At 72.3% G+C, this 8,207-nt stretch carries 6 protein-coding genes, 2 tRNA genes and 1 pseudogene; 4 read left to right on the top strand and 5 right to left on the bottom strand.

Annotated elements, in window-relative coordinates; genetic code table 11:
* Window positions 1–262: 262 nt before the first annotated feature.
* Window positions 263–1,573, bottom strand: a complete 1,311-nt coding sequence (locus AC2W7M_RS14955) for an ATP-binding protein (protein ID WP_486133038.1) — start codon at window positions 1,571–1,573, stop codon at window positions 263–265.
* Entirely contained in the window at window positions 1,570–2,232 is a 663-nt protein-coding gene (locus tag AC2W7M_RS14950; protein ID WP_486133037.1) for a response regulator transcription factor, read from the bottom strand. The genes AC2W7M_RS14955 and AC2W7M_RS14950 overlap by 4 nt, the downstream gene beginning before the upstream one ends.
* A gap of 146 nt (window positions 2,233–2,378) precedes the next feature.
* On the opposite strand from AC2W7M_RS14950, the pseudogene AC2W7M_RS14945 reads away from it, so the two are divergent.
* The 4 genes and pseudogenes from AC2W7M_RS14945 to AC2W7M_RS14930 form a co-directional block, all read left to right on the top strand.
* A pseudogene (locus AC2W7M_RS14945) lies at window positions 2,379–2,660 on the top strand (protein-disulfide reductase DsbD N-terminal domain-containing protein); the annotation flags it as partial.
* 133 nt (window positions 2,661–2,793) lie between these two features.
* Complete coding sequence (dsbD, locus tag AC2W7M_RS14940) at window positions 2,794–4,137, top strand: protein-disulfide reductase DsbD (RefSeq protein WP_486133036.1); 1,344 nt, start codon at window positions 2,794–2,796, stop codon at window positions 4,135–4,137.
* A 41-nt stretch (window positions 4,138–4,178) separates the two neighbouring features.
* Window positions 4,179–4,799 (top strand): DsbA family protein, encoded by a 621-nt coding sequence (locus tag AC2W7M_RS14935; RefSeq protein WP_486133035.1) that lies wholly within the window; start codon window positions 4,179–4,181, stop codon window positions 4,797–4,799.
* Between the two features lie 8 nt (window positions 4,800–4,807).
* Window positions 4,808–5,497: a L,D-transpeptidase gene (locus AC2W7M_RS14930; RefSeq protein WP_486133034.1), complete on the top strand. Its 690-nt coding sequence runs from the start codon at window positions 4,808–4,810 to the stop codon at window positions 5,495–5,497.
* An 86-nt stretch (window positions 5,498–5,583) separates the two neighbouring features.
* On the opposite strand, the gene AC2W7M_RS14925 is transcribed toward AC2W7M_RS14930, so the two are convergent.
* The 3 genes from AC2W7M_RS14925 to AC2W7M_RS14915 form a co-directional block, all read right to left on the bottom strand.
* Window positions 5,584–5,659: transfer RNA gene (locus AC2W7M_RS14925), tRNA-Asn, on the bottom strand.
* Between the two features lie 179 nt (window positions 5,660–5,838).
* Window positions 5,839–7,707, bottom strand: coding sequence for an ABC transporter ATP-binding protein (locus AC2W7M_RS14920; RefSeq protein WP_486133033.1), 1,869 nt, complete (start codon window positions 7,705–7,707; stop codon window positions 5,839–5,841).
* Window positions 7,708–7,956: 249 nt separating this feature from the next.
* Window positions 7,957–8,030 (bottom strand) — tRNA-Cys (locus AC2W7M_RS14915).
* Window positions 8,031–8,207 lie beyond the last annotated feature (177 nt).

Genomic DNA, 8,207 nt, shown 5'->3' with positions numbered 1-8,207 from the left:
CCGCAAAACGCGGAGACGGCATCTGCGGCGATCAGGTTGAAGCGGACGTTCCGGCGCCGCCGTCGATCCCCCTTGAACGGGGGACCTGAACGGAACCGGGTCCACCGGGGGCAGGCCCAGATCCTTCCGCTCGCCACCAATTTTCAGGCCGCGCTCCTCGCCCGGCGCTGGAATGCCGCGCTTGTGATCGTCCGGGTGCTGGAGATGCCGGCGGGCGCGGGGGCCGATCTCGCGTGCCGTCCCGGCGGCGGCCGCGCCTGGCCTAGGCCCGCCAGGCGATGTCGGCCCGCAGACCCGGCGACGGCGCGCGGTTCGCCAGCAGCAAGCGGGCGCCGACCCGTTCCGCCGCGAGGGCGGCAATGGTGAGGCCGAGCCCACTGCCCGGCGCGGCCTGACCGCGGCCGCGGAAGAAGCGCTCGGTGGCGCGCGGCAATTCGTCCGGCGGCATCCCCGGCCCGTCGTCCTCCACGCGGATGGCGCCCGGCGGCGAGGTCCACCGTACGGCGCCGCCCGGCGCGGCGTGGGCGGCGGCATTCTCGTGCAGGTTCCGCAAGGCGAGGTGGAGCGTCTCGCGATCCACGCGCACGGTCAGCGCGTCCAGTTCCGGCGCGATGGTCACCGTCAGGCCGGGGGAGGCGGGCGTGTGGGCGACGATATCGCGCAGCATCGCGCCGGCATTGACCGGCTCGGCCGTCAGCGGCTGCGCCCGCGCTTCGAGCTTGGCCAGCACGAGCAGCTGCCGCACCAGTCGGGTGGACCGGTCGACGGCGGCCAGCATCTGGCGCAGGGCGGCCTGCCGCGTCGCGGCATCGTCGGTGGCGAGGGCGATCTGCGCCTGGGTCTTCAGGCCCGCCAGCGGCGTGCGCAGTTCGTGGGCAGCGAAGGCGGTGACATCGCGCTCATGGCGGCGCGCCGCCTCCAGCTTGCCGAACAGCTCGTTGATGGCGCCGATCAGCGGTCGCACTTCCTGCGGGGCCTGCGCGGGCGCGATCGGGCGCATGTCCTCGCCGTCGCGCACGGCGATTTCCCGGGCCACCGCATGGAGCGGCGCAAGGCCCCGGCCGAGGCTGATCCAGATCAGCAGCCCGAGCAGCGGCGTGATGAGGAGCGCCGGCGCGAGCAGCCCGGCAAGCAGGTCGCGCACCAGCCGGTCGCGCAGGCCGATGCGGTCGCCCACCATCACGCGCACCCCCTTCTCGGCATCGACGATGGTGAAGACGCGCCAGGTCTCGCCGTCCACCCTACGCTCGGAGAAGCCTTCGGAGGGACCGGCCAGCGCCGCGTCGGGAGCGCCGCCGGAGCGCGCCACCAGTTCGCCGTCCAGCGACCAGATCTGGCACGAGAGCTGGCGCTCGTAGCCCGCCTGCGGCTGGGGCAGAGGCGCGGCCGCGGCGGCGATGTTGCCGCCGCGCACCAGGGAATGGACCATGCGCGCCGCCTCCTGCAGGCGGGCGTCGAGCACATGCTCCAGCTCGCTGCGGCTGCCCAGCGAGATCCAGGCCATGGCGCTGAGCCAGATGGCGCCGGTGGCGGCGAGCAGGATCAGGAACAGGCGCCAGCGCAGGGATGTCATGGCGTCCCTTTCACCCGGTAGCCGAGGCCGCGCACGGTCTCGATGGCCGTCCGCCCCACCTTGGCGCGCAGGTTGTGGATGTGGACCTCCACCGTGTTGCTCTCCACCTCCTCCTGCCAGCCATAGAGGCGTTCCTCGATCTCGCTCTTGGAGCGGATGACGCCCGGCCGCTCCATGAGCGCGGCGAGCACCGCGAATTCGCGGCGCGAGAGGGCGACGGCGCGTCCCTCCACGGTGGCGCTGAGGCCCGCGGGATCGAGCACGAGGCCGGCCGCCTGGAGCGTCGGTTCCGCCCGGCCCTGGCCGCGGCGGGCGATGGCGCGCACGCGGGCGGCGAGTTCGTCGAGGTCGAACGGCTTGCCGAGATAGTCGTCGGCGCCCGCATCGAGGCCGCGCACCTTGTCCGCGATCTCGTCGAGGGCGGTCAGCAGCAGCACCGGGGTCACGTCCTTGGCGGCGCGCAGTTCGGCGAGGATGTCGAGGCCGGAGCCGTCCGGCAGCATGAGGTCGAGCACCACCGCGTCGAACCGGGTCGCGGCCAAAGCCGCCCGCGCATCGGCGCAGGCGTCCACCCGCTCGACGCGCGCGCCCGCCAGCTCCAGCCCGACTTTCAATCCGTCCGCGAGGACCGGATCGTCCTCGACCACCAGAATGCGCATCGCTCTCCTCCTGCGGACCTGCCCCTCCTACGGCCAGCTTAAGGCTGGCTTAAGGTGGGCACCGCAGGGAGCGCCCCGGCATTCGCGAGGAGGCGCCCTTGGTCATCAGAGTTCTGCCGCAGGCGATTCTTGCCGCCGTCGCGGCGATGCCGCTCCTGGTCGCGGCGCCGACCGCGGCACAGGCGCCCTTGCGCGCCGAGGAGGCGTTCCGCCTCTCGGCCGCCCGTGAGCACGACGGCACCGTTCTGCTGCGCTGGACCATCGCTCCGCGCACCTATCTCTATCGCGAGAGCCTCAAGGCGCGCCACGGCGGCGCCGAGATCGCGCTCGCGACGCCTCCGGGCGAAGAAAAGGACGACCCGAACTTCGGCCGGGTGGAAATCTATCACGGCGCCGCGGAGGCGCGCGCGCGGGGCGTGCCGGACCGCGGCGCGCTGGAGGCCACCTTCCAGGGCTGCGCCGAGGACGGCGTGTGCTACCCCACCGGCGCGCATGCGGGGTGGACCTCGCGACGCTCGCCGTCGCCGAAGCCCGCGCGAGGCCTTCCCGGAACCGAAGGGGATGGGCGCAGCATCGGCCGGAGCGCTGTCCCGGCCGACTGCTCCCGCGGCGCCTTCGCCGGCCGGCGGGGAGAACGATGCGGCAAGCCTCTCCGGGCCGCTGCCAGCGGTGCTCGCGGCCTTCCTCGGCTTCGGGCTGCTGCTCGCCTTCACGCCCTGCGTCTTCCCGATGATCCCGATCCTCTCCGGCATCCTGGCAGGCGGCGGGGAAAGCCCCACCCGACGCCGCGGCTTCGTGCTGTCGTGCGCCTATGTGCTCGCCATGGCGGCGGCCTACGGGGTGGTCGGCCTCGCCGCCGGCTGGTCGGGGGCGAACCTCCAGGCGGCGCTGCAGACGCCCCTGGCGCTCGGTCTCATGGCGGCGGTTCTGGTGGTGCTGGCGCTCGCCATGTTCGGCCTGTTCGACCTCGCGCTGCCGGCCGGCCTTGCCGGACGCCTCTCCGCTGGCGGGCGCGGCAGCTCGGTGGCTGGCGCTGCGCTGCTGGGCTTCGGCTCGGCGCTGGTGGTCGGCCCATGTGTGACGCCGCCGCTCGCCGCCGCACTGCTCTATGCCGCCCAGACCGGCGACGGCCTGCGCGGCGGCGCGGCGTTGTTCATGCTCGGCCTCGGCATGGGCCTGCCTTTGGTGGCCGCCGGCACCTTCGGCGCGCGCATCCTGCCCCGCTCGGGGCCCTGGCTCGGGCGGGTGAAGGCCGTCTGCGGCGTGATGTTCCTCGCCGTTGCGGTGGCGCTGGCCTCGCGCCGTTCTGCCGGGGCGGCCGGCCTGGCGCTGTGGGGCGCGCTGGCGGTGGGCGTCGGCGTGTTCGCCGGCAGCCTTGAGCGGATCGACGGCGCGCGCGGCGCCATGCCGCGCCTCGGCAGGCCGCGGGCCGTGGTGGCGCTGCTCTATGGCGTGCTGCTGATCATCGGTGCCGCGGGCGGCGCGGGCGATCCGCTGCGCCCGCTTGGCTTCCTGGCGGCGCGCGGCGCGCCGGAGGCCGCCGGACCGTTGGAGACCCGCGTCTCCTCTCCCGGCGCCTTCGACGCAGCGCTGGCGGAGGCCAAAACCGGCGACGGGCCGGTGCTGGTCACCTTCACCGCCGGCTGGTGCACGGTCTGCAAATCCAACGAGGCGGTGATGGCCGAGCCGCAGGTGCGCGCCCGCATCGGCCGCCTGCCGGTCATCGCTGCGGACGTGACCGAATACGGCGCGCAGCAGCGGGCGCTCATGAAGCGCCACGACGTGGTCGGCCCGCCGACCTTGTTCCTGATGGATGCCACCGGCCGCGAGGTGCCGCATTCGCGGCTGATCGGCCCCGTCACCCCCGACGACCTTTCCGCGCTCGCGGCGAAGGCCGGCCTGTGAGCCGGCGCCTTTCTCACCCCAGCCCCAATCCCGGAGACCACATGCGCCGCAGGGACCTCTTCCGCCTCGCCGCCCTTTCCGCCGTCCTCGCGCTGGGCGCCGCTCCGGCGCGCGCCCAGGCGCTCGACGTGGAGGCGATCCTCAACGATCCGCAGGCGCCGACCTCCGGCAACCCGAGAGGCGACGTCACCATCGTCGCGTTCCTCGACTACAACTGCCCCTACTGCAAGAAATCCGCGCCCGACCTCGCCCGCGTGGTGAAGGAGGATGGCCGCATCCGCGTGGTCTACAAGGACTGGCCGGTCATCACCGAGGCCTCGGTCTATGGCGCCCAACTCGCGCTCGCCGCCGGCTATCAGGGCAGGTATCTGGCGGCGCACGACGCGCTCATGGGCATCCCCGGCCGGCGCATCGGCGAGGCGCAGATGCTCCAGGCGGTGGCGGCCGTGCCGGGCCTCGACATGAAGCGCCTCCAGGCGGACCTCGATGCCCATGGTCAGGAGATCATCGCCCTGCTGAAGCGCAACGGCGCGCAGGCGGACCAGCTCGGGCTGCGCGGCACGCCCACCTATCTGGTCGGCCCTCTGCTTGCCTCGACGCTGGACTATGCCAGCTTCAAGCGCGCCATCGCCGAGGCGCGCCGCCGCCAGGCCGGGGAGTGACTGCCCGCATGGCCGCTCCCGATCTTCCCCGCCGCGCCGTGCTGGCGGCTGGCCTGCGCCTCGGCATCCTTGCCGCCCCGCTGGGGCTCGCCGCGTGCGTCACCGCTACCGACACTCCGCTGCCCACCAAGGCGCCGCCGCGCCTGTCCCCCGCCGATGCCCGGCGCTATGGCGCGCTGGAGGATCAGGGCATCCCCATTCCCGGCGTCGACCCGGACGATCTCGCGCCGCGCAATGTGCGCCAACTCGTGCAGGACCCCACCGGGCAGCAGCCGGGCACGCTGGTGGTCGATGCGAAGAACCGCTTCCTCTATCTGGTCCAGGAGAACGGCCGGGCGCTGCGCTACGGCGTCGGCGTCGGCAAGGAAGGCCTGGAATTCTCCGGCACCGCGGCGGTGGGCTACAAGCGCGAATGGCCGAGCTGGCGGCCCACCGATGCCATGATCGCGCGCGAGCCGGCGCGCTACCGGCCCTGGGCCGGCGGCATGGCGGGCGGGGCGCAGAACCCGCTCGGCGCGCGCGCGCTCTATCTCTTCAAGGACGGCAAGGACACGCTCTACCGCATCCACGGCACCAACGAGCCATGGACCATCGGCGAGGCGGTCTCCTCGGGCTGCATCCGCATGATGAACCAGGATGTGATCGACCTCTACCGGCGCGTGCCGGACGGCGCCAAGGTGGTGGTGGTGCAGGGGTGAGAGGCCGGCCGCGCCGGGGACCATGCGTGCGCCGGCGCGGCAGTTCCGGGCGCTCGGACGCTGTTCAGATCGTGAGGGCGGTGGAATGGCTCCCCGAGCAGGACTCGAACCTGCGACCATTCGATTAACAGTCGAACGCTCTACCAACTGAGCTATCGGGGATCAGGCCGCTACGGGCCGAGGCGCGCCATATAGCAACGGCACGGGAGAATGTGAAGCGGCAAGGCGATCTTTTTCCCCGGCTGCGGCATGGCGCCGGGGACAAGCCGAGGCAGAAACCCCATGGCGCAACGCTCGCCGGGGGCTCCGGCCGGCGGCCCTGGGCCGCCGGTGCGCAGGCGTCAGGCGCTGGCGCGCGCCTGAGGAAGGGCGGGCGCGGCGTACCGCCCGCCGGCCTGGTCGCCGGCCTGATTGCCGGTCTGGGCGTCCAATTCGTGGGCGAACTGGGCGTAATAGAGGCCGTAATAGCGCCCGCGCTTCTCCAGCAGGTCCTCGTGCCGGCCGCTTTCCACCACGCGTCCGGCCTCCACCACGCAGATGCGGTCGGCGCGGACCACGGTCTGGAGGCGGTGGGCGATGACGATGGTGGTGCGCGCGTGCTGCAGTTCCTGCAGCGCCTTCTGCACCTCCGCCTCCGATTCGCTGTCGAGCGCGGCGGTGGCCTCGTCCAGCAGCAGGATGGGGGCGTTCTTGAGGAAGGCGCGGGCGATGGCGACGCGCTGGCGCTGGCCACCGGAAAGCTGGGCGCCGTGCTCGCCGACCGCGGTGTCGTAGCCGTGCTCGAACGACATGATGAAGTTGTGGGCGTGGGCGGCCTTGGCGGCGGCGACGATCTCCTCTTCGCTCGCGCCCGGGCGGCCGAAGCCGATATTGTCGCGGATGGTGCCGGAGAACAGATAGACGTCCTGGCTCACCAGGGCGCTCGCGGCGCGCACCGAGCTACGCGTCACGCTCTTCAGGTCGACGCCGTCGAGGAGGATGGCGCCCCCCTGCGGATCGTAGAAGCGCTCGATGAGGTTGATGATGGTGCTCTTGCCGCCGCCGGACTGGCCCACCAGCGCCGTGGTCTGGCCGGGCTCGGCGAGGAGCGAGAGGCCGCGCAGGACCGGTTCTCCTTGACGGTATCCGAAGACCACGTCCTTGAACTCGATCTGCCCGCGCGGGTGGGCGATGGCCGGGGTACCCGGCGCGTCGTGCTCCACGGCCGGGGTATCGAGCAGCTGGAACAGCATGCGCGCGCCCATGATGTGGGGCACGATGTCCAGGTGCAGCCGGGCGAGGCGCTTGGCCGGCTCGTAGGCCAGCAGCAGCGCGGTCAGCACGGAGAAGAACTGGCCCGGAGAGCGGTCCGCTACGATCACGTTGTAGCCGGCATAGAGGATCACGCCGCCGATGGCGAGGCCGCCGAGCGCCTCCATCAGCGGGCTCGACTTCGCCTGGGTGCGGATCAGCCGGTTGCTGGCCTGCTCCACCTGGTCGATGTAGGCGTGGGTGCGCTCGCGCATCTGGTCTTCGAGCGTGTAGGCCTTCACCGTGCGGATGCCCTGGAACACCTCGAGGGCGATGGAGGACAGCTTCACGCCCGAGGTGAAACCGGTGGTGAAGATGTGCTTCGACTTGCGGATCAGCGCCCGCGTGCCCAGCACCGCCGCCGGCATCACCACCAGGGCGACCACGGCCAGGAACGGGTCCTGCACAATGGCCACGCCCGCCAGCATCACCAGCGAGAGCGCGTCGCGGCCCATGGAGGAGATGACCAGCTCCAGGCTGCCGCGCGCGCCGTTGGCGCCGGCATTGAAGCGCATGCTGGTCTCGGCCGTGTGGCGCTGGGCGTAGTAGGAGACGTCCTGGTGCAGCAGCTGCTCGAAGGCGCGCTTCTGATTGTCGGCGACGATGCGGTTGCCGACCCGCGCCATGGTGATGACCTGGCCGTAGGCGGACGCGCCCTTGATGACGGACAGCGCCATGACCGCCAGCGCCACGCCCCACACCGCCTCGGGGGTGGGGGTGACGAAGATCGCGTCCACCGCGTCCTTCATGATATAGGCGAGGCCCGCGGTGCATGCGCCCATCGTGCCCATCATGAGGAAGGCGAGCGCATATCCCTTCCAGTGGCGGCGCCCGTCCTGCAGCAGCAGGCGGCGGAGCACCGTCACGGTCTCATCACGATCAAGCTTGGGCTTTTGCCCGGCGGGCTGTTTCGGGTTCATTCCCATCTCCGGCGGCGCGCGCACGCGGGCCGCTTCGTGGCCGTTGAAGACCTCCGCACGCGCCAAGTCAATGTCGGCCCCTTGAGGGCGGCGCGCCCTGGCCGGAGGCCGGCGGCAAAACGGAAGCGGGCGAAACGGCTTGGCCTCGGCTTCCCGGCGCGGCCGGTGCGGGGTCATAAGGCCGCGGAGGACCGGGGGCGCGGGCAGCGCTGCGCCCTGACGCAAGGGGATGTCCGGCCCTGGGAAAGCTGGAGGCCACGCCCGGAATCGAACCGGGGTGCACGGATTTGCAGTCCGCTGCGTAACCACTCCGCCACGTGGCCTCACGGAGAGGCGTTCTTAAGGGGTTCGCCACACCGGCGCAAGCGCCGGCTTGGGCTTTGTCCCGGCCGGGCTCGAGCGAATAGGCGTGGCGTATTCAGCGTGCCTCGGTCCGCCTTTCCGGCCGTGCCCGGGCGCCTGCGGCGGCTCTGCGGCGCGGGCGCCGGCCGCGCGGTCGC

The sequence above is a fragment of the Xanthobacter sp. BG11Y11_SDJG genome (genome assembly GCF_057364445.1).
The sequence above is the reverse complement of the archived record's forward strand: the minus strand, read 5'-3'. Positions and strand labels throughout refer to the sequence as shown.

What these genes read in the sequence shown, in the direction of transcription:
- AC2W7M_RS14955 (WP_486133038.1), bottom strand. Translation starts at nt 1,573, where the DNA reads ATGACATCCCTGCGCTGGCGCCTGTTCCTGATCCTGCTCGCCGCCACC.
- dsbD (WP_486133036.1), top strand. Translation starts at nt 2,794, where the DNA reads ATGGGCGCAGCATCGGCCGGAGCGCTGTCCCGGCCGACTGCTCCCGCG.
- AC2W7M_RS14930 (WP_486133034.1), top strand. Translation starts at nt 4,808, where the DNA reads ATGGCCGCTCCCGATCTTCCCCGCCGCGCCGTGCTGGCGGCTGGCCTG.
- AC2W7M_RS14950 (WP_486133037.1), bottom strand. Translation starts at nt 2,232, where the DNA reads ATGCGCATTCTGGTGGTCGAGGACGATCCGGTCCTCGCGGACGGATTG.
- AC2W7M_RS14920 (WP_486133033.1), bottom strand. Translation starts at nt 7,707, where the DNA reads ATGAACCCGAAACAGCCCGCCGGGCAAAAGCCCAAGCTTGATCGTGAT.
- AC2W7M_RS14935 (WP_486133035.1), top strand. Translation starts at nt 4,179, where the DNA reads ATGCGCCGCAGGGACCTCTTCCGCCTCGCCGCCCTTTCCGCCGTCCTC.